The organism is Streptomyces sp. NBC_00996 (assembly GCF_045162675.1).
In the GTDB taxonomy this organism is placed as follows: Bacteria; Actinomycetota; Actinomycetes; order Streptomycetales; family Streptomycetaceae; genus Streptomyces.
The window spans coordinates 1,111,072-1,129,917 of record NZ_CP108723.1; the positions used below are offsets into that span (position 1 = coordinate 1,111,072).

Below are 18,846 nucleotides of genomic sequence, written 5' to 3' on the forward strand. Positions count from 1 at the left end.
AATGCTAGATGTGGTGCCGCAATGAGCCCGCACGGCTACGTCTTGTCACCACACAGGAGGCGCGGACATGGCCCGCACCACCCATCCATCCGACCATGAACCGCTGTACTCGCGGATCGCCACGCAACTGCTCGGCGAACTGCGCGACGGTTCCATTCCGCCCGGCGAACGACTTCCGGGAGAGCGGGAGTTGGCCACCCGCTTCGGCGTGAGCCGGGAAACCGTACGGCAGGCGCTGCAGATGCTGCGACGCAGCGGTCTGGTCTCCACCGACCGGCGCGGCAGCCACGCCACGCTGCCCGGCACCACCGCTGAGCACGTCCCGTCCCTCGACTTCCCCGTCGGCGCGCACACCACCGAACCGTGCGCCGTCCAGCGGACCAGGGTGAACTGGGAGGCTCCACCACCGGAACACGCACACGAGCTCGGACTCGCCCCGCGGCGCCCGACGCTGGTCCACCGCTACGAATCGGCGGCAGCGGACGGCACCGGGCTGCGGACGGCCGTGACCTCCTTCTCCACGGTCGCGGTGACCGAGGTCGAGGAGCTGGCGCGCTATCGCGACCGCGCGGACGGCACCGCGGAGGCGCAGTTGCGCCGGGCGTACGACTGGATGCGCAAGGCGGGGCTGACCCTGCACCACCGGGACTCGATCACCCGGCTCCCGCAGTCCGTGCGGGTCACCCGGCGGGTGCACGACCAGTACGACCGGCCCTTGGAGATCACCGATCTGGTGGTGGACGCCCAACAGGACGCCCTGGTATACGAGTTCACCCTGCCGGCGGCCGGATGACCTCCGCCGGGCGACGGAAGTACATGCGTACGGTGGAGCCCGTGGGACCGAGTTCCTCGGCGACGTTCTTCCCGAAGCTGGGCGCCTGCCCGCGTTCCGCGCTGCGGGACGCGCTGGACTCTTCGGGGAGCATGAGGAGGGTGGGGGCCATGACGCGAGCACATCCTCGCCCGGACCGACTTCGCCGAGGACCCCGCCCGTATCGACCGTCCCCACGTCCTTCCCTCGCCGCCTCCGCGTTCGCGGACGGGAGAGATCTGCCCCCGCCCTGTGCGGGGGCAGACCCGGCTCAGCTCTCCTCGGCCAACCCGGAGGCGGCGGCCGAGGCGCGCCCGGACCACAGCGAGGAGGTCAGCGAGACCCCCGCGCCGACCAGCAGTACCGCGACCACGACCCACGACGCACGGCCGACCGCGTCGGTGAAGGCGACCCGTGGATCATGGACTTGGCGGACGCGATCGTCGAAACGTGAGGTCATCAGCGTGCCGAGCACGCTGGTGCCGAGCACGGCGCCGATCTGACGGGCGGCGTTCACCGTGCCGCCCGCCTCCCCCTCGCGGCCACGCGGGACATGACTGACGGCGAGCGCGGTGGACGGCGCGTTGGCGAGACCGCAGCCGAGACCGAAGACGACGAGGGCGGCGGCGTATCCGCCGAACGTGGTGCCGGGATCGACGCGCGCGAAGAGCGTGGCTCCGACGGCCGCGAGCAGCAGACCCGCGGTGATCAGGGTGCGCGGCCCCAGACGTCGTACGAGCACTCCGGCGAGCACCGAGGCGACGATGAACGTGCCGAATTCCGCCAGGAGTTGAGCACCCACCTCCAGCGCCGTCAGCCCCCGCACCCGCTGCAGCCAGAGCACCTCCAGGAGGGAGAGGCCGACGAAGCCGAACAGGACGGCCGCGGCGAGCAGCAGCGAGGCGCCGTAGGACGGGTCGCGCATCAGACGCAGGTCGACCATGGGGGCCGTACGGCGCAGTTCGACCACGGCGAATGCGGCAAGGAGGACGACCGCTGCGGCGGCGGCCGCGAGGGCCCGTCCGGATCCGTAGCCGTGATGGCCGCCGTCGATCAGCCAGAAGACCATGAGGGCGAGTCCGCCGATGGCCGTCGACTGGCCTGCCCAGTCGAGGCGTTGGGAAGGGTTGCGCGACTCCTCCACATGGCGCAGGGCGACCGCCGCACCGAGCGCGGCGACGACCAGGTTGAGCCAGAACGCGGTGTGCCAGGTCCACCAGCGCAGGGCCAGGCCCGCGGTGACGGGGCCGATCGCGAGGCCGAGTCCGGAGGTGGCCGCCCAGGCCGCGATCGCTCCGGCACGGCGCCGGGGGTCGGGGACGGCGTGGGTGATGAGCGCGAGCGAGCTGGGCGTGACGAGGGCGCCGCCGAGGCCCGCGACCGCCTGCCCGGCGAGGACGACGGTCAGGTTCCCGGCGAAGACCAGCACCACTCCGCCCGCTGCCATCGCGGCGGCCCCGGCGAGGAAGACGCGCCGCCGTCCCCACCGGTCGGCGAGCGCGCCCGCCCCCAGCACACAGGAGGCGACGACCAGCGTGTACATGCTGGGCACCCACACGAGGTCGGCCGCGGCGATGTGCAGGTCGTCCTGGACGGCACTGAGGGTGCCGATCGTCTGGGTGGTCTGCAGGAAGACAGTGAACAGGCCCAGACAGGCGGCGATCAGGACCGGCAACGGGCGCTCCCCATGGGCGAGTCGCGGCTCGGTCGCCGTGTCGCGCAGGTCAGACGCCATCGGGCACCCCACCGGACAGCGTGGCCTTGACCTGGCGGGTGACGTCGTCTGCGAGCACGCCGGCATCGACGAACGCGGCCCGGCCGCCCTGTGCGCCTCCTTCCCCTGACGACCACAAGGGGTCGATGCGGGCCACGACGTCATCCGTCGCATGCGTGCTGTCGGGCAGAGGGGCCTTCATGGGGTTTCCTCGCACGGTCGGTCCCGAAGGGTGAGATGAGGTAGTCAGTTTGAAAACCAGACCCACTATACCGTGCGAGTTTGAAAAACAAATGGACTTTGCTCCAGCGCATGTCGGCTCAACCTGTCCGCGGCAGAGTGGCGGGCGAGTCCGTCCCGAGGCGGACATGGATACCGTCGCCCTCGACCCGTGCGGAGGTGGCTTCGAGTCCGAGCGGGTAGTCCCGCTCCTTCGCCCGCCCCTCGACGGCCTCACGCATCCGGTCGGTCATCGCGTCCGGCGCGGTCCTGCCCATGATCTCCACCGCGATGACCGTCGTCCTGACCCGCCCGTCCTTGATCTCCGGCCGCAGGGTCACGGTTCCGAGGCCCGCCCGCCCCATCACCAGCGTCAAGGTGTCCGCGCGGGGATCGGTCCGCACTCCGGTGACCGGCATGCCGCCGAAATCCCCCACCATGCCGGCCACGGTGCTCGGAGGAATCAGCACCGCCACACGGGCCGCGGCCACCGTGGCGCGTCCCGGATCGCCCCCGATGAGGCGTACGTCGTCGAGCCGCGCGTGGACCTGGGCGTCGAGCACCCGGCCGAACTGCGCGTGGGCGCTGTCCACCTCGACGAACGGCAGCCGCTTGTCCGCGAGTTGGAGGAGTGCCGGGCGGGACGCGAGACCGATGTCGAGGTCGCCGTCCAACGCCCGCGACGCCGCGGTCCGTACGCGGTCCCGGAGCACCGAGCGCGCGAGCAACTCTGCGCCGACGGGAACGACCCCGAGCACTCCGGCCGTGGCCAGAGCGATCCAGGTGCGGCGCCTCATGCCGATGCCCCCGACTCCTCGGCGGCGTCCGGCTCCCGGCGCTGTCCGGGCTCCAGTACTGCAGGGGGCGCCTCCGGGTCCAGGTGCGGCAGAACGCGGTCGAGCGGGCGCGGCAGCCACCAGTTGGCCCTGCCGAACAGGTACATGGTGGCGGGGACGAGGAGCAGGCGCACCACCGTCGCGTCGATGACCACGCTCACGCCGAGACCCAGCGACAGCATCTTGATCACGACGTTGGTCGAGAGCATGAAGGCGAGGAACACACTGGTCATGACGATCGCCGCACAGCTGATGACCCGTGCGGTGGCCGCCAGCCCGTCGGCCACCCCGGCGTGGTTGTCGCCGGTCTCCAGCCACGCCTCGCGGATCCGTGAGAGCAGGAAGACCTCGTAGTCCATCGAGAGACCGAAGACGATGGCGAACATCATCATGGGGACGTACGACTCGACCGGCACCGGCTCCGTCACGCCGAACAGGGCACCGCCCCAGCCCCACTGGAAGACGGCGACCACGACACCGTAGGCCGCGCCGATCGACAGCAGATTGAGCATGGCCGCCTTGACCGCGACGAGGAGGCTGCGGAAGACGCAGAGCAGCAGGAGGAACGCGGCGCCGACGACGACCGCGACCACCCACGGAAGCCGGTTCACCATGGCATCGCGGAAGGCGGTCTGGACCGCGGTGGTGCCGGTGACGTAGGCGTCCGCGCCGGTGCCGGCGAGCGCCTCGGGCAGCACCTGGTCGTCCAGGCTGTGCACCAGGTCGGTGGTCGACTCGTCCTCCGGCCCCTGACGGGGGACGACCGTGGAGGTGAGCAGGTCACCGTCCCGGGTGGGGGCGGGATCGGAGACGGAGACCACATCGGCGGTACGGGAGAGGGCAGCGCGCACGTCGGTGGCGACCTCGTCCCGGTCCGCATTGCTTGCGTCCAGCGACACGACCACGGTGAGCGGGCCGTTGGTTCCCGCGCCGAACCCGTGCGCGATCAGGTCGTACGCCCTGCGCTCGGTGTAGTCCGCCGGACTGGCGCCCGCGTCGATGTGGCCGAGCCGCATCGACGCGACCGGGACGCTGAGTACGCCGAGGATCAGCAGGCCCGCGATGAGGAAGAGCCAGGGCCTGCGGCCCACGGTCGCTGCCCAGCGTCGCCATGTGTCATCGCCGCCCCCGGGTTCGGCCACCGGCGGGCGTACGTTCCAGCGGTCGATGCGGTGCCCGACGAGTCCGAGCAGTGCCGGTGTCAGCGTGAGCGAGGCGAGCGCGGCGACCAGCACCGTGATCCCGGCGGCCGCGCCGAGGGTGCCGATGAACGAGACGCCCGAGGCGTACAGGCCCGCCAGCGCCATGGCGACCGTGGCCGCGGCGACGAGCACCGCACGGCCGCTGGTGGCGAGCGTACGCCCGGCCGCTTCCTCGGGCGGGACGCCGGAGACCAGCAACCCGCGGTGCCGTGTGGTGAGGAAGAGCGCGTAGTCGAGGCCGACACCCAGCCCCATCATGGTGGCCAGTGTGGGTGCGGCCGCGCCGAAGGTGACGGCCGCGGCGACCAGGCCGAGTACGGCCAGTCCCCCGGCCAGTCCGACGACCGCCGTGACCAACGGCAGCCCGGCGGCCGCGATGCTGCCGAAGCCGATCAGCAGCACGACCACGGCGGTCACCAGGCCGATCGTCTCGGACAGGCCGTGGGCGGCCTCCGGACGGGCGAGCTGACCGAGCGGACCGCCGTAGTCCACGCTCACGTGATCGTCGCGCAGGTCCGCGACCGCCTCGTCGACCTGGTCCACGTACGACGGGTCGAAGGTGGCCGGGTTCTCGGCGAAGCGGACGGTGGCGTAGCCGATCGTGCCGTCCGCGGAGACGGCGCCGGGTGTGGTGAACGGGTCTGCGACAGTCAACACGTCCGGCAGGCGGTCGAGCTCGTCCAGCGCGGCCTCGACGGACGTCCGGTGGGCGCCGAGCCCGTCGTCCGCCTCGAGGACGATCTGCGCGCCGACGCCCTTCAGGTCGGAGCCGTGCTCCTCCAGCAGGTCGGCGCCCTGTTGCGCGGTGGTTCCCGGCAGGGAGAACTCGTCCTCGTAGACACCGCCCCAGACCCTGTCGGCGGCGAAGGCGGCGACGAGGACGAGCAGCCAGGTCACGATCACCCACCGGGCGTTGCGGGCACACCACCGTCCGACACGGTGCAGGGCGCCGGGCGGCGGAGCGGACGGAACGGGGCACGCGGTGTCCGGTGCGGAAACAGTCATGGCGTGATCCTGTGAGCCGCAGGTGTGCGGCGGATCAGCGGAATGTTCGAGGAATGTCAGGGCGTCCCGTCGCGGTCTCCGCGGCACGTGGGACCGGGCTAGCATCGCATCGCCGGTACAAGGATTCGAATCCCGGTGGAGGTGAGGGGGACGGCATGCCGGACAGCAAGGGCCTCGTCCTGGTTATCGAGGACGAACGGCACATCGCCGACCTCCAGCGGCTGTACCTGACGCGCGAGGGCTTCGGGGTGCACATAGAAGCGGACGGCCTGGCAGGGCTCGCGGCGGCGCGGCGGCTGCGGCCCGTGGCGATCGTCCTGGACATCGCGCTGCCCGGTCTGGACGGCGTCGAGGTGTGCCGCAGGCTGCGCGAGGACGGCGACTGGACGCCGGTCCTGCTGGTCACGGCCCGCGACGACGAGGCGGATCGCATTCTTGGCCTGGAGCTCGGCGCGGACGACTACATCACGAAGCCGTTCTCGCCCCGGGAACTGGTCGCCCGGGTCAAGACCGTGTTGCGACGAGCCTCCGGGCCGCCCGGCGGGACGATCCGGCGCCTGGGCAGGGTCGTGGTGGATCCGGTGCGCCGTACGGCGGAGGCGGATGGGCAGCCCGTGGAACTGACGGCCACCGAGTTCGATCTGCTCGCCCATCTGCTGCGCCATCCCGGCCGGGTCTTCCCGCGGGAGCAGTTGCTCGCCCAGGTGTGGGGACAGGCCGACTACCGGGGAAGCCGGACCGTGGACGTGCACGTCGCGCAGCTGCGCGCCAAGCTCGGCGACGCCAGCCCGATCCGGACGGTGCGCGGTGTCGGCTACAGCGCGGCGGACCCCGCGCGGTGAAGCCCCGCGCACCACGGCTCGGCGCCCTCGCCCGTCGCCTCCGCCGGTTCGGCACCGGTCGCCTGTGGAGTCGGCCGGGCACCGTCACGCGCAGCATCACCGTGGTGACGACAGCGGTCGCCCTGGTCGCCGTACTCCTCACCGGCATCACCAGCTGGTACCTGATCCGCACCGGCGCGGAGGCGCAGCAGCGGGACCAACTCGGGCGCCAGGCAGAGGTGTTGAGCCGGACCCCCGCCATCTCACAGCTTCTGCTCGACCGCGAGCAACGGCTCGCCGGGTCGAACGGGGAACAGATCGCCGTCATCACCCCCGACGGCGACACGGTCGGGCCGGCCGCCGATGCCGTGGACGCCCGAACGCGGGCGAGCCTGCTCGACGGCGAGTCCGTCTCCACGGACGCGTATCTGGGCGGCGAGCACGTCCTGGTGGAGGGCCGCCCCGCGAACGCGGGCAGCGCCGTCGTCCTGACACAGCCCTACACGGTCGTGGGCGACAGCGTGAGCCGCATGCGTCGAGCGCTGCCGCTCCCGTTCGCGGTCGGCCTGGTCGGCGCGGGGCTGGCCGGCCTGCTGCTGGCCCGACGGCTCTCACGCCCTGTCACCGCTGCCGCGACCACGGCGCGACGGCTCGCCGACGGCGAACGCGGCCTGCGCGCGGCACCCGGCGGACCGCGCGAACTCACCGATCTGACGGGGGCGTTGAACATTCTGGACGAGGCGCTGACGCGCAGTGAGGACAGGCAGCGCGAGTTCCTGCTCTCCGTCTCGCACGAGCTGCGCACCCCGCTCACCGCGACCCTCGGTTACGCGGAGGCGCTCGCTGACGGAGTGGTCGGGCCCGAGGAACTGCCCATGGTCGGCGAAACGCTGCTCAGCGAGACCAGACGCTTGGAACGATTCGTGCAGGATCTACTGGATCTCGCCCAGTTGGAGGCCGACGACTTCCGTGTCGAGACACAGCCGGTCGATCTCGACGCGCTGGTGGCGAAGGCCGGCACGGTCTGGGCTGACCGCTGCGCACGCCACGGCGTGCGGTTCCGCGTAGAGCGGCCGGGCAGGCCGTTGACCGTCGACACGGACGGCGTCCGGGTCCGCCAAGTGATCGACGGCCTCGCGGAGAACGCGCTGCGGGTAACCCCCGCGGGCGCACCGCTGGTGCTTGCCCTCGCACCGGACGGCGACGGAGCACGTCTCGAGGTGCGCGACGGCGGCCCCGGGCTGACACCCGAAGACGCCGTGATCGCCTTCGAACGGGGCACGCTGCACGCCCGCTACCAGGGCATCCGTCCGGTCGGAACCGGCCTCGGCCTGGCCATCGTGCACCGTCTCACCCAGCGGCTGGACGGTTCGGTGACGGCGCGGGGACACGGCCCCGAGGGCGGGGCCTGCTTCACCGTTCGGCTGCCACGGGGCCCTCGGCCGACACGGACCTGACAGGGGGCAGATCCTGCGCCTGCCGGCAATGCCGATCCTGCGCATGCCGGCGATGACGTGCGGGACGGCCCATACGATCACCCACCTGCCGCTGCCCTCACCGACCCCGCCCGGCCGAGGGAACCCTCGCCACCACCATCCGGCACCGCGGGCTCCCGTCCCTTCGATACCCGAATTCGGGCAGCGCGTGAAGATCGACCTCGAAACCGGCCCACGTCAGCTCCCGCCGCACGTCACCGAGCCGGAACGCCCGGTAGTACATGACGAACGGCGGACGCCAGAGGGCATTGCGCACCCGCATCACCGCGTCGAAGCCCAGCAGGGCCCAGTACCAGGGCGAGCTCGGCCGGGGCGGGGCCGTGATCGGGAAGGCGAAGCGCCCGCCAGGACGCAGCACGGAGTGGACCTGGGCGAACAGGCCCGGCAGCTCGCGGGGCAGGAAGTGCCCGAAGGCGCCGAAGCTCACGACCAGGTCGAAGGCGGGGCCGAAGGGGAGGGCGCGGGCGTCGCCGCGTACCCACGTGACAAGGGGCCGGGGCGGCGGGGCCGCAGTGGACGACGGGCCGGCGCCACCCGGCCGCCCGCGCCCCACCGCCAGCATTCCCGCGCTGATGTCGAGGCCCGTGACGCTCTCCCGGCACAGCGTGCCCAGGACGTCCATGCCGGCCCCGGTGCCACAGCACAGATCGAGTCCCGCGTCGAACGGACCCATGGGGCGCAGCGCCCGTCCCACCGCGTCGAGGACCGAGTCCGGCGTCCGGAACGGCGTGTGGTCGAACTTCGGCGCGAGCAGGTCGTAGCCGCGTTCGACCGACGAGAGGGCCTGGACGGCCAGTTCGCGGAGGGTGGGACCTTGCGGGGTGAACATCGCCTTCAGCTTAGGGGCAGCGGGCGCGGTGTGCGCTGATCTATGGTCCCCTGCATGACTTCGTTCCGCCCCGCCCCCGCCTGGCTGGCCGACGCCGTCTTCTACCAGATCTACCCGCAGTCGTTCGCCGACTCGAACGGCGACGGCATCGGCGACTTCAACGGAATCGCCGAGCGCCTCGACCACCTTGCGTGGCTGGGCGTCAACACCGTGTGGCTCAACCCCTGTTTCGTCTCACCATTCCGCGACGCCGGATACGACATCTGCGACTATCTCGCCGCCGCGCCCCGCTACGGCTCGAACGACGACCTCGCCAAGCTGGTGGACGAAGCGGGCCGCCGCGGCATTCGCGTCCTGCTGGACCTCGTGGCGGGTCACACCTCCGACGAGCACCCGTGGTTCAGGACCGCCGTGAACGATCCGACCGACGACCGGTACATCTGGGCGCCCGAAGGCCGGCCCGACGGCTTCGTCCCCTCCCCCGGTACCCGCCCGGGCGGGTACCTTCCGAACTTCTTCGCTTTCCAGCCCGCCCTCAACTTCGGTTACGCACGCGACAATCCGGCCGAACCCTGGCGTCGCCCGGTCGACGCCGAGGGCCCGCGCGTCAACCGGGCGGCCCTGCGCGCGATCATGGACCACTGGCTCGGTCTCGGCCTGTCCGGCTTCCGCGTCGACATGGCCGCGTCGCTGGTGAAGGACGACGCCGACAAGAAGGAAACCGCCAGGATCTGGGCGGAGTTGCGCCACTGGCTGGACAGCGCCCATCCGGAGGCGGTGCTGCTCTCGGAGTGGGGCGAGCCGGAGGTGTCCGTCCCCGCGGGCTTCCACGCGGACTTCTTCCTCCAGTTCGGCGGTCCCACCGACGGTCGCGCCCTGCGCTCCTTGTGGAGCAACGCCGAGGGCACGGTCAACGAGGCCTGGGACCCGCTCGACTGCTTCTTCGACCCCAGCGGCCAGGGCTCGCCGCGCCCCTTCGTCGAGGCCTGGCACCAGGCGTCCGCGGCTGTCGGCGACAGCGGCTTCATCTCCCTGCCCACCGCCAATCACGACTTCTCCCGCCTCAACTGCGGCCCCCGCACGGCCGATCAGCTGCCCGCCGCCTTCGCCTTCCAGCTCACCTGGCCGACGCTCCCGGCGATCTACTACGGCGACGAGATCGGGATGCGCTACGTCGCGGACCTGCCCGACAAGGAAGGCAGCGTGCTGGGACCCCGCTACAACCGCGCGGGCTCCCGCACCCCGATGCAGTGGGACGACAGCCCGAACGCCGGCTTCTCCACCGCCGCGCACGACCACCTCTACCTCCCGCTCGACCCGTCCCCGGACCGCCCGACGGTCGCGGCCCAGCGCGTCGACGAAACCTCCCTCCTGCATCTCGTACGCCGCCTCGTCGCGCTCCGCACCGGCACGCCGGAACTGGGCCCGGGCGCCGCGGTGGAGGTCCTGCACAGCGGCTGTCCGTTCGTCTACGTGCGGGAACGGGCGGTATCTCGTGGTGGTCAATCCGCAGCGGGACACGGCGAGTTACGTGTACGACGGCGCCGGTGAAGTACGCCCCGTGGAGGCCGCCGGCATCCACGTCCATGACGGAACCCTCACCGCCGGGGGATTCGCCTATGGCATCTTCGAGCTCGGTCGGCGGACCGAGCGCTGAGCCAACTGTCGTTCTCGACATATGGTTCGGTGCGTGCTTCACTGGTGATATGGCATCAATTCGCCTGACTCGCCCGACACTTGAGGTCCTCAAGGTGTTGCTGAGCGCCACGCCCGACAACCCGGCGTGGGGGCTGCGGATCTGCGAGGAGGCCGATCTCGGCTCCGGCACGGTCTATCCGATTCTCGAACGGCTCGTCGACGCGGGATGGGCGGTGCGCAGAGCCGAGACCGGCGAGCATCCCGGTCGCCCGAAGCGCTACTACTACGAGCTCACGGCCGCGGGGCGGCTGGCCACCCACCGCGCGAGCGAGCGAAAGCCGCGGCTCTTCGGGCTGCGCCCGGCCGGCGACGGGGGTGCGGCATGAGTGTGGACGAACGGCACGAAGAGCCCGTCCCGACGGCCGGGCCGTTCGCGGTGGTCGCGGTGCTGGCCCCCGTGCTGGCCGGAACGTTCGCCGCCGTCTGCCTTCTCGTCGGCTACGCGCTGAAGATGCTGAGCCCGGCTCCCTCGGTCGCCGCCACCCTGCTCACCACTGGCTGGGTCTTCGGGGCCGTCACGGCGGCCGCCATCCTGGTCGCCGCGGTCGGCCTGCTGTTCACGGCTCTCCGCAACGGCAGCTCTTCGGTCGAGGAGACGGACACTCCCACCCCGTCCGTCCCCCAGCGCCGCCCGAGCCGCGCGGGCAACGGCACGCTGAGCTTCGCCGCGTTCGTCGCCGGACGTCGTCGCGCCCATCTCCGTGAGGAGTGGGCGGCGATCCTCGCCGGTGACCCGGAACGGGGCATAGTGCTGTCCTCTCGCGCACGGATGCGTTACGTGCTCGGCTTCCTGTGGGCGGCCGTCCGGCTGCGCGTCCGTGACCTCGCGGCTCCCCTGTGGGCACCGGTGGACTGGCTGCTGAGCGTGGAGTCACGGACGAACGGCTTCATCGCAGCCGTCGTCGGCACGCAGGCGATCTACATCGTCGGCCACGGCGGTCTCCCGGCCCTCGTCACGGAGGTCTGGGAACCCTGCGGGATCGTGGGCGGCGCCCTCTACGTCCTGGCCCGCTGGCTCCGCCGTATCCGCGGCATCGAGCTCGCCACGGCGACACGGGACGACCCGCCCGGGGAGTGAGAGGCAAGCAGCGAGACGCCCCGCTTCGGAGCCGAAGGCGGGGCGTCGTCGTGCTGCGGATTCGGTCGCGCGGGCCATGGCCTGTCCTTCGGAACACGCCCGGGCCAGTTGTCAGGCGCCATGAGCCGAAGTCGGCGTGATCCGAAAGGCAGGCCCTAGCCGACCGTCAGCACGATCGCACCCGCTCAGCTGCTTCCCGAGTTCAGCTCAAGAATCGCGGTGGGGAGAATGAAGGCGGAGGTGACCCAGGCGACTTGGGAACCCGACGCACCGAATGCGGCCTGGATTTCTCCACTGATGGGGGACGGAACGGTAATGCACAGCTGCGCGGCGGCAACTGCGAGACAGCAGGCTATGAGCGTGCCTCTGTCGAGTCTTTTCACGAGATTGGTCATCCCGTACTCCATCTCACTCGGAAAAAGTAGTGCTGCGCTCTGTCAGTTCGACGAGATTGCCCTCGGGGTCGGCGACCCAGGCCATCCGGATGCCCGGCTCGGGGGACGGCCCGGGCTTCATGACCTCGCCCGCCCCATGGGCCACCAGGGCCGCGTAGACGGGGGCGAGTTCGGGGGTGGTGACCGCGAAGTGCCCGTAACCCTCGGTGAGGGCGGCGGCCAGCGGGTCGCGCGCCCGCAGGCCGGGCGTGGAACCGGGCCGGGCGAGGAGCTCGATGCGCCAGCCGTGCGGATGCTCCAGGACGACACCGCTCAGTCCGGGTCCTTCGAGGGTGAACTCGAAGACTGTCTTCAGCCCGAACGCCTCCTGGTACCAGGCGATTTGGGCGGCCAGATCGCGTACGTCGACGCTGATGTGGTCGAGTCGTGTGTTCACCGGGGCTCAGCCCGCCATCGCGCTGTCGCCGCCGTCCACCATGAGGCTGGCGCCGTTGACGAACGCGGCCTCGTCGGACCAGAGGAAGGCCGCGGCCCGCGCGATGTCCTCGGGCTGCCCGACGCGCCCGACCGGGATCCGCGCCTCCAACTGCGCCTTCGGCCCATCGGGGTCGTCGTGGAAGGGCGCGGTGGCGGGGGTACGGGTCATGCCGGGAGCGATGGTGTTGACGCGGATGTGATGCGGGGCACCGGCCGCGCACAGGTGCTTGCTCATCGCCAGCACCCCGCCCTTGGCGGCGCCGTGCGGCACCATCGGCATGAAGGGGGCGCCCCGCACAGCGGCCACCGAGGCTACGTTGAGGACGGCCCCGCCGCCGCGGGCGATCAGGTGCGGCCAGGCCGCCTGCGTACAGAAGTACGGGATGTCGAGCTCGTTCTTGATGGTGAAGTACCAGTCCTCGGCGGCACGGTCTCGAACGGCCCGTTCCGCAGGGCGGAGGCGTTGTTGTAGAGGATGTCGATCCCGCCGAACGCCGCGATCCCCGCGTCGATCCACTCCCGTGCGCCCGCTTCGGTGGACAGGTCCACCGGGGCGAGGGACCGCATGACTCCGTCGGCCTTCTCGACGAGTTCCACCGTTTCGGCGGCGGCGTCGGAGTCGTTGTCGCAGCCGAATACAGTGGCGCCTTCCGCGGCGAATATCTGAGCCGCGGCCCGCCTATTCCAGCCCCCGTTCCGCTGATGAAAGCGATTTTTCCGGCCAGTCGACCCATGATTGCCGTGTCCCTTGTCCAGTGCCGCCGGTGTGCGGTGCTGGAAGCGTAGGTACGGCGTTTGGCGAGAACAAGAAAAGGGTCGGCTCAGGGCCTTCGCGGTGTCGTATGGCTGGTATGCGCCCGGTCAGCCGCGAAGGTTTCCTGCAGCTCGTAGAGTCAGCCGCGGGAGCTTCCCGGCCGCACCGGGAGCGCTCGTACGCTGTTGCCCACGAAGCTGGAGTGGCGGGAGAGTTCCGCCTCGGACACGGCGAGGTCGAGGTCGGGGAAGCGGGTGAACAGCCGCTCCAGGGCGATGGTGGACTCCAGGCGTGCCAGCGGGGCGCCCAGACAGTAGTGAGCGCCGTGCCCGAGGGAGAGGTGCCGGGCGGCGCCGGGCCTGCCGGGCCGGGTCACGTCGAAGCGGTCGGCGTCGGGTCCGTGCGCGGCTCGGTCGCGCCCCGCGGCCGAGTAACCGGCGAGCACCGGTGTGCCCTTGGGGATCACGGTTCCGTCGAGGGTGAGATCGCGCACCGGATACCGGAACGGGAAGTAGCTGACGGGCGCGTCCCAGCGCAGCGTCTCCTCGACGACGTCCGCCCAGCTCGCCTCGCCCTTCGTGACCAGGTCCAGTTGATCCCGGTGGCCGCACAACGCCCGTACGGCATTGGTGATGAGGTTCAGCGTGGTCTCGTGCCCGGCGATGATCATCAGCACCAGCGTGCCGATGAGTTCCTCCTGGCTGAGCCGGTCGCCCTCCTCGTCCCGGGCGGCGATCAGCGCGCTGGTGAGGTCGTCGCCGGGTTCCTCGGCACGCGCGGAGGCCACGACGCTCAGGACGGCCACCAGCTCCCGGTTCGCGGCGAGGGCCTGCTCGGGGCCGATATCCGTGGCGACCACCTGGTTCGACAAATGGTGCAGCAGGTCTTGGTACTCCGCGTCGACTCCGAGCAGCTCGCCGATGACCCCCATCGGCAACGGCAGCGCGAAGTGCCGACGCAGATCGGCGACTCCCCCACCGTCTTCCGCCGCGTAGTGCAGATCGTCGAGCAATCCGGCCGTCAACTCATCGATGCGGGGCCGCAGTTGCTCCACCCGACGTGCGGTGAACGCCTTGCTGACCAGCGACCGCAGCCGCCGGTGGTCCTCGCCGTCGGCGGTCGTCATCCCCCGTACGGTCGCGAAGGTCGTCAACGGCCATCCGGCGGCTATCCGGCCCTCCCTCAGCGCCGTGAAGTGCTCCGCCCCCTTGGCGACTTCGGGGTGCGCGAGGACCTCCTTCAACGCCTCGTGCCCGAGCACCGCCACGCCCGCCACCTCACCGGGCAGCACCACCGGTGCGACGGCACCCCGCGCGAGCAGCCGCGCGTTGTCGGCGTGCGGGCAACCGCCCGCCGGGTCCATACGGTGCGGTGCGACGGGTGAGGTGTCCACCAATTCTCCTTGTCGAGGTACCGAGTCGGGCCGTACGACGATCGATTCTGCCCGCTCACAGCACCGTACGCAGCAGCTCGGCGAAGCCCTTGGGGTGGGTGATGTTGCCGTTGTGCCCGCCGGGGAAGTGGAGGAGGTCGGTGCCGATCCCGGCGGCCAGTTCCTGCGCGCAGCGGTAGTCGAAGACGTGGCCCGGGGTGGCGCGTCCGGCCGCGGGCACGACGCGGACTGGTCCGGCCTTGAGCGCGAGCCGCTGAGTCGCACATCACAGCCAGAAGTGGTCGCCGGGTGGTACTGTGCAGTCAGCACTTGTGTACGCCCCGTCTCGGGCGCCGGTGCCGGTTCCACCTCATTTCGCTGACACGCCCGTCATACTCCGACCCGCGGACCAGCTTCTCGGCACCACCTCTTGAGCACGGCCATGGGTAGTCGTTCCCGTCCGCCGTACACGAGGTGCTGTCTCTTGGCCGCACCGAGGCGTGAGCACGCCGCCTCCCCCGCCGGCTCATCCCCCTTCCCTTCCTCATGACCTCATGAATCCGTCCTTGAAAGGACCCGCATCATGACCACCACACTCGAGCACCCTCCCGTACAGCAGCAGCTCCCCGCCCGGGCCTCGGCCTCCGGTGTCCTCGACATCGCGCACAACGGGCAAGGGTACCTGCGCGCCGCCGACAGCTGCCTGCCCACACCGACCGACGTCCAGGTCTCCGCCGCGCTGATCCGCCGCTACGGCCTGCGCAAGGGCGACACCGTCGAAGGGGCACGCGGCGGGCCCCGCGCGCTCGCCGAGGTCGAGCGGATCAACGGCCGTACACCCGAAGAGCTGTGCCGCCGCCCGCACTTCCGCGACCTCACCCCACTGCACCCCCGCGACCGGCTCCGCCTGGAACACCCGGCGAGCGGTCCGGCCGGGCGCCTCGTCGATCTGGTCTCGCCGGTCGGCAAGGGCCAACGCGGTCTGATCGTCGCCCCGCCCAAGACCGGCAAGACGGTGCTGCTCCAGCAGATCGCCGCCGCCGTCGCGGGCAACCATCCCGAATGCCATCTGATGGTGCTGCTCCTCGACGAGCGGCCCGAAGAGGTGACCGACATGCGGCGCTCCGTCCGGGGCGAGGTCTACGCCTCGACCTTCGACAAGACGCCGAAACAGCACATCGCGCTCGCCGACCTCGTCATCGAACGCGCCAAGCGGCTCGTCGAGCAGGGCGAGGACGTCGTCATCCTGATGGACTCCCTCACCCGGCTGTGCCGAGCGCACAACAACGCGGCCGCCTCCGGTGGCCGCACCCTCAGCGGCGGCGTCGACGCGGCCGCGGTGCACGGCCCCAAGCGGTTCTTCGGCGCCGCGCGCCTCGCCGAGGAGGGCGGCTCGCTCACCATCCTCGCCACCGCCCTGGTGGAGACCGGCTCCCGCGCCGACGACTACTTCTTCGAAGAACTCAAGAGCACCGGCAACATGGAGCTCCGCCTCGACCGGGCCCTGGCAGCCCGGCGCGTCTTCCCGGCCGTCGACATCACCCCGTCGGGCACCCGCCGCGAGGAACTCCTGCTGCTCTCCGCCGAGTTGGCAGCTGTACGAGGGCTGCGACGCGCCCTGCAGACGCGGGACGGCCAGGCGAACCTCGAAACCCTTCTGGAGCGGCTGCGCGCCACCCCGGACAACGCGACCTTCCTCCGCCAGGTCCAGCCGACCCTGCCCGCCGCCTGACAGCTCCCACGTGCGGCATCCGGGTACTGGATCCCGCCGCTCGGCCCTGGCAGCCCGGCGGACGGCGACTCCGTTCCTACGTTGGCGGAATGACTATCGGATTCTCATCCCGCACTGCCACCCCCCGCGCCGCCTCCCGCGCCCGCCTCGCTCGCGCCGCCGTCTCCTGTTCCGCCGTCTGCGTGGTCGGCGCGCTGGCCCTCGCGCCGAGTGCGGCCGTCGCCCGGACGGCCGCGGACCCCGGCGCGCCCCGGCCCACGGCGTCGCAGCCGCCGTTGTACAGACCCGGAACGCAGGTGCGGCCGCGGGCCGGGGCGCCCGAGGTCCCCGAGGACGTTTCCGCCCTGTCCTGGCTGGTGGCCGACGCCCGCACCGGCGACGTGCTCGCGGCCCACGACGCTCACGTCAAGCTGCCGCCCGCCAGCACCTTGAAGACCCTGTTCGCCCTCACGGTGCTCCCGGTGCTGCCCGGCGGCATCCGGCACACCGTCAAGGCGGCGGAGCTGGCGGACGTGGGGGCCGGGAGCAGCCTGGTGGGCGTCTCCGAGGGCCACAGCTACCGCGTGGCCGACCTGTGGCGCGGTGTCTTCCTCAACTCCGGCAACGACGCCGTACATGTGCTGGCCGCGATGAACGGCGGCTGGAAGACGACGGCCGCCCGGATGCAGGCCAAGGCCCGTTCGCTGGGCGCTCTCGATACCCACGTCGTCTCACCCGACGGGTACGACACACCCGGTCAGGTCTCGTCGGCGTACGACCTGGCGGTCTTCGGGCGGGCCGGGCTGCGCAACGCGGACTTCGCGCGGTACTGCTCCACCGTCGAGGCCATGTTCCCCGGCGAAGACGGCGCATACGAGATCGAGAACACCAACCGGCTGCTGACCGGCGCCGACGGGGTGGAGCCGTACCCGGGCCTGATCGGCATCAAGAACGGCTACACCAGCGAGGCGGGCAACACGCTCGTCGCCGCGGCGCGACGCGGCGGGCGCACGCTCGTCGTCACCGTGATGAACCCTCAGGCGGGCGGCGGGTTCGCCGTCTACGAGGAGGCGCGCTCGCTGCTCGACTGGGGCTTCAAGGCAGCCGGGCACGTCGATCCCGTCGGATCGCTGCTCGACACGCGTGGCGTTCCAGCAGCCGGACCCGCCGCCCGGCCCGCTCCTGCGGCGCTCCCGGACAGCGCGGAGGCCGACTGGCCCGAAGTCGCCGGTATCACGGGCGCCGTGGGACTGGGCGCCGGCGGCGTGGCCCTCGCCCTGTGGCTCAAGAACGGGCGGCCCACACGGGGCTGACCGACCGGCAGCCACAGCAGCAGCCCCAGTGTGATCCACGTATACGTGTTGCTGCCGAGGAATCCGTCGAGGCCCGACGCGTCGTCGAACCAGAGCCACACCACGCTGCTGCACAGCACCACGTACAGGGCGCCCGCGACCCGCAGCCGGCGCCGGTGCAGCAGCACGGCGAACGACGGCAGCAGCCAGACGAGATGGTGCACCCAGGTGATCGGGCTGACGAGGCAGGCCGCGAGCCCGGTGAGGGCGAACGCGGCCGTCCAGTCCTCGTCGGCCAGCGCGCGGGAGGTCCGCCACGCCCATACGCACAGGACCAGCAGAGCAGCCGTCGCCCAGGCGGCCCTGCTCGGTTCGTCCGGTGCCACGAGCCGTGCCAGGACGCCCTGCAACGACTGGTTGGAGACATAGGCGAGACGTCCGATGCGGGTCGTGTCCCACAACGCGTCGGTCCAGTAGAAGCGTGAGGCGTCCGGGGCCGCCCAGGCGGCAAGGGCGGTGGCAGCCGCGGCGACGGCCGTGGCGACGCCGGCCGCGCGCCAGCGACGGGCAAGCAGCAACAGGCCGATGAAGAGCGCGGGGGTGAGTTTGACCGCCGCGGCCAGGCCGATGCCGACGCCCGCCCGGCGTCCCCGTCCGGTGGACAGCAGCCAGGCGTCGCTGAGCACGAGGGCGAGGAGCAGGAGGTTCACCTGGCCGAAGCTGAGGGTGTCGCGGACCGGTTCGAACAGGGCCAGCAGACAGCCCGTCAGGGTGTAGCCGAACCAGCCGTAGCGGCGCAGCGCGGGCCCCACCAGGATCCACACGATGACGGCGATGGCGGCAAGGTTGAGCAGCAGTTCGACCGCGATGGCCGTGCGCAGCCCGACCAGCGCCATCGGCAGCATGCCGAGGGCCGCGAAGGGCGGATAGGTGAAGCCGTACGTCGTCCCCGGCACGTGGTAGTCGTAGATCCGGCCGCCGTGGTGGACCCAGGCGTCGACCGTCCCGTAGTAGACGCGCAGGTCGAACCAGTCGCGCAGCAGCGGCACCGTGGCGGTGAACGCGCCGACGGCGGCGGCGAGTCCGAGCACGAGGAGCAACCGCCGGCGATCGGTGCTCAGCGCTCTCATGCCCGC

Annotated in this window: 16 protein-coding genes and 4 pseudogenes; 8 read left to right on the forward strand and 12 right to left on the reverse strand. The window is 71.4% G+C overall.

The genetic code is table 11. The features are described 5' to 3' along the window. Positions 1–67: 67 nt before the first annotated feature. Positions 68–793: a GntR family transcriptional regulator gene (locus OG390_RS05595; RefSeq protein ID WP_406165465.1), complete on the forward strand. Its 726-nt coding sequence runs from the start codon at positions 68–70 to the stop codon at positions 791–793. Here the strand turns inward: OG390_RS05595 and OG390_RS05600 are convergent. From OG390_RS05600 to OG390_RS05620, 5 genes are all read right to left on the reverse strand, one after another. Continuing rightward, a complete protein-coding gene (locus OG390_RS05600) occupies positions 771–944 on the reverse strand; it encodes a hypothetical protein (protein ID WP_406165467.1) in 174 nt (57 codons plus the stop codon). The genes OG390_RS05595 and OG390_RS05600 overlap by 23 nt on opposite strands. A 138-nt stretch (positions 945–1,082) precedes the next feature. Next, entirely contained in the window at positions 1,083–2,546 is a 1,464-nt protein-coding gene (locus OG390_RS05605) for an MFS transporter (protein ID WP_406165469.1), read from the reverse strand. Continuing rightward, positions 2,536–2,727: a hypothetical protein gene (locus OG390_RS05610; protein ID WP_406165471.1), complete on the reverse strand. Its 192-nt coding sequence runs from the start codon at positions 2,725–2,727 to the stop codon at positions 2,536–2,538. The genes OG390_RS05605 and OG390_RS05610 overlap by 11 nt, the downstream gene beginning before the upstream one ends. Before the next feature lie 118 nt (positions 2,728–2,845). Then, complete coding sequence (locus tag OG390_RS05615) at positions 2,846–3,541, reverse strand: LmeA family phospholipid-binding protein (RefSeq protein WP_406165473.1); 696 nt, start codon at positions 3,539–3,541, stop codon at positions 2,846–2,848. Continuing rightward, positions 3,538–5,787: an MMPL family transporter gene (locus OG390_RS05620; RefSeq protein WP_406165474.1), complete on the reverse strand. Its 2,250-nt coding sequence runs from the start codon at positions 5,785–5,787 to the stop codon at positions 3,538–3,540. The genes OG390_RS05615 and OG390_RS05620 overlap by 4 nt, the downstream gene beginning before the upstream one ends. Before the next feature lie 155 nt (positions 5,788–5,942). Between OG390_RS05620 and OG390_RS05625 the strand changes: the two genes are divergently transcribed. Further along, on the forward strand, positions 5,943–6,629 hold the full coding sequence (locus OG390_RS05625; protein WP_406165476.1) for a response regulator transcription factor: 687 nt from the start codon (positions 5,943–5,945) through the stop codon (positions 6,627–6,629). Next, positions 6,626–8,065 (forward strand): sensor histidine kinase, encoded by a 1,440-nt coding sequence (locus OG390_RS05630; protein ID WP_406165478.1) that lies wholly within the window; start codon positions 6,626–6,628, stop codon positions 8,063–8,065. The genes OG390_RS05625 and OG390_RS05630 overlap by 4 nt, the downstream gene beginning before the upstream one ends. A gap of 97 nt (positions 8,066–8,162) precedes the next feature. On the opposite strand, the gene OG390_RS05635 is transcribed toward OG390_RS05630, so the two are convergent. Further along, a complete protein-coding gene (locus OG390_RS05635) occupies positions 8,163–8,933 on the reverse strand; it encodes a class I SAM-dependent methyltransferase (RefSeq protein WP_406165480.1) in 771 nt (256 codons plus the stop codon). A gap of 54 nt (positions 8,934–8,987) precedes the next feature. On the opposite strand from OG390_RS05635, the pseudogene OG390_RS05640 reads away from it, so the two are divergent. From OG390_RS05640 to OG390_RS05650, 3 genes and pseudogenes are all read left to right on the forward strand, one after another. Next, positions 8,988–10,590: pseudogene (locus OG390_RS05640) on the forward strand (alpha-amylase family glycosyl hydrolase). A gap of 49 nt (positions 10,591–10,639) precedes the next feature. Further along, the gene (locus OG390_RS05645; RefSeq protein ID WP_406165482.1) at positions 10,640–10,957 is read left to right on the forward strand and encodes a PadR family transcriptional regulator; all 318 of its coding nucleotides are present in this window, start codon (positions 10,640–10,642) and stop codon (positions 10,955–10,957) included. A gap of 35 nt (positions 10,958–10,992) precedes the next feature. Beyond that, positions 10,993–11,217: pseudogene (locus OG390_RS05650) on the forward strand (hypothetical protein); the annotation flags it as partial. Between the two features lie 677 nt (positions 11,218–11,894). Here the strand turns inward: OG390_RS05650 and OG390_RS05655 are convergent. From OG390_RS05655 to OG390_RS05675, 5 genes and pseudogenes are all read right to left on the reverse strand, one after another. Then, entirely contained in the window at positions 11,895–12,104 is a 210-nt protein-coding gene (locus tag OG390_RS05655; RefSeq protein WP_406165483.1) for a hypothetical protein, read from the reverse strand. 13 nt (positions 12,105–12,117) lie between these two features. Next, complete coding sequence (locus OG390_RS05660) at positions 12,118–12,540, reverse strand: VOC family protein (RefSeq protein ID WP_406165485.1); 423 nt, start codon at positions 12,538–12,540, stop codon at positions 12,118–12,120. 6 nt (positions 12,541–12,546) lie between these two features. Continuing rightward, positions 12,547–13,406: pseudogene (locus OG390_RS05665) on the reverse strand (SDR family NAD(P)-dependent oxidoreductase). 68 nt (positions 13,407–13,474) lie between these two features. Further along, positions 13,475–14,698 (reverse strand): cytochrome P450, encoded by a 1,224-nt coding sequence (locus tag OG390_RS05670; protein WP_406177511.1) that lies wholly within the window; start codon positions 14,696–14,698, stop codon positions 13,475–13,477. 85 nt (positions 14,699–14,783) lie between these two features. After that, on the reverse strand, positions 14,784–14,948 hold the full coding sequence (locus tag OG390_RS05675) for a hypothetical protein (protein ID WP_406165487.1): 165 nt from the start codon (positions 14,946–14,948) through the stop codon (positions 14,784–14,786). 342 nt (positions 14,949–15,290) lie between these two features. Here OG390_RS05675 and rho point away from each other — a divergent pair, with 342 nt between their 5' ends. Both rho and OG390_RS05685 read left to right on the forward strand, forming a co-directional pair. Then, entirely contained in the window at positions 15,291–16,439 is a 1,149-nt protein-coding gene (gene rho, locus OG390_RS05680; RefSeq protein ID WP_406165489.1) for a transcription termination factor Rho, read from the forward strand. A gap of 89 nt (positions 16,440–16,528) precedes the next feature. Further along, positions 16,529–17,443: pseudogene (locus OG390_RS05685) on the forward strand (D-alanyl-D-alanine carboxypeptidase family protein); the annotation flags it as partial. 35 nt (positions 17,444–17,478) lie between these two features. Here OG390_RS05685 and OG390_RS05690 read toward each other — a convergent pair. Beyond that, positions 17,479–18,840, reverse strand: coding sequence for a glycosyltransferase 87 family protein (locus tag OG390_RS05690; protein ID WP_406177513.1), 1,362 nt, complete (start codon positions 18,838–18,840; stop codon positions 17,479–17,481). Positions 18,841–18,846 lie beyond the last annotated feature (6 nt).

What these genes read in the sequence shown, in the direction of transcription:
- OG390_RS05690 (WP_406177513.1), bottom strand. Translation starts at nt 18,840, where the DNA reads ATGAGAGCGCTGAGCACCGATCGCCGGCGGTTGCTCCTCGTGCTCGGA.
- OG390_RS05670 (WP_406177511.1), bottom strand. Translation starts at nt 14,698, where the DNA reads ATGGACCCGGCGGGCGGTTGCCCGCACGCCGACAACGCGCGGCTGCTC.
- OG390_RS05610 (WP_406165471.1), bottom strand. Translation starts at nt 2,727, where the DNA reads ATGAAGGCCCCTCTGCCCGACAGCACGCATGCGACGGATGACGTCGTG.
- OG390_RS05595 (WP_406165465.1), top strand. Translation starts at nt 68, where the DNA reads ATGGCCCGCACCACCCATCCATCCGACCATGAACCGCTGTACTCGCGG.
- OG390_RS05655 (WP_406165483.1), bottom strand. Translation starts at nt 12,104, where the DNA reads ATGACCAATCTCGTGAAAAGACTCGACAGAGGCACGCTCATAGCCTGC.
- OG390_RS05625 (WP_406165476.1), top strand. Translation starts at nt 5,943, where the DNA reads ATGCCGGACAGCAAGGGCCTCGTCCTGGTTATCGAGGACGAACGGCAC.
- rho (WP_406165489.1), top strand. Translation starts at nt 15,291, where the DNA reads ATGACCACCACACTCGAGCACCCTCCCGTACAGCAGCAGCTCCCCGCC.
- OG390_RS05600 (WP_406165467.1), bottom strand. Translation starts at nt 944, where the DNA reads ATGGCCCCCACCCTCCTCATGCTCCCCGAAGAGTCCAGCGCGTCCCGC.
- OG390_RS05615 (WP_406165473.1), bottom strand. Translation starts at nt 3,541, where the DNA reads ATGAGGCGCCGCACCTGGATCGCTCTGGCCACGGCCGGAGTGCTCGGG.
- OG390_RS05635 (WP_406165480.1), bottom strand. Translation starts at nt 8,933, where the DNA reads ATGTTCACCCCGCAAGGTCCCACCCTCCGCGAACTGGCCGTCCAGGCC.
- OG390_RS05605 (WP_406165469.1), bottom strand. Translation starts at nt 2,546, where the DNA reads ATGGCGTCTGACCTGCGCGACACGGCGACCGAGCCGCGACTCGCCCAT.
- OG390_RS05645 (WP_406165482.1), top strand. Translation starts at nt 10,640, where the DNA reads ATGGCATCAATTCGCCTGACTCGCCCGACACTTGAGGTCCTCAAGGTG.
- OG390_RS05620 (WP_406165474.1), bottom strand. Translation starts at nt 5,787, where the DNA reads ATGACTGTTTCCGCACCGGACACCGCGTGCCCCGTTCCGTCCGCTCCG.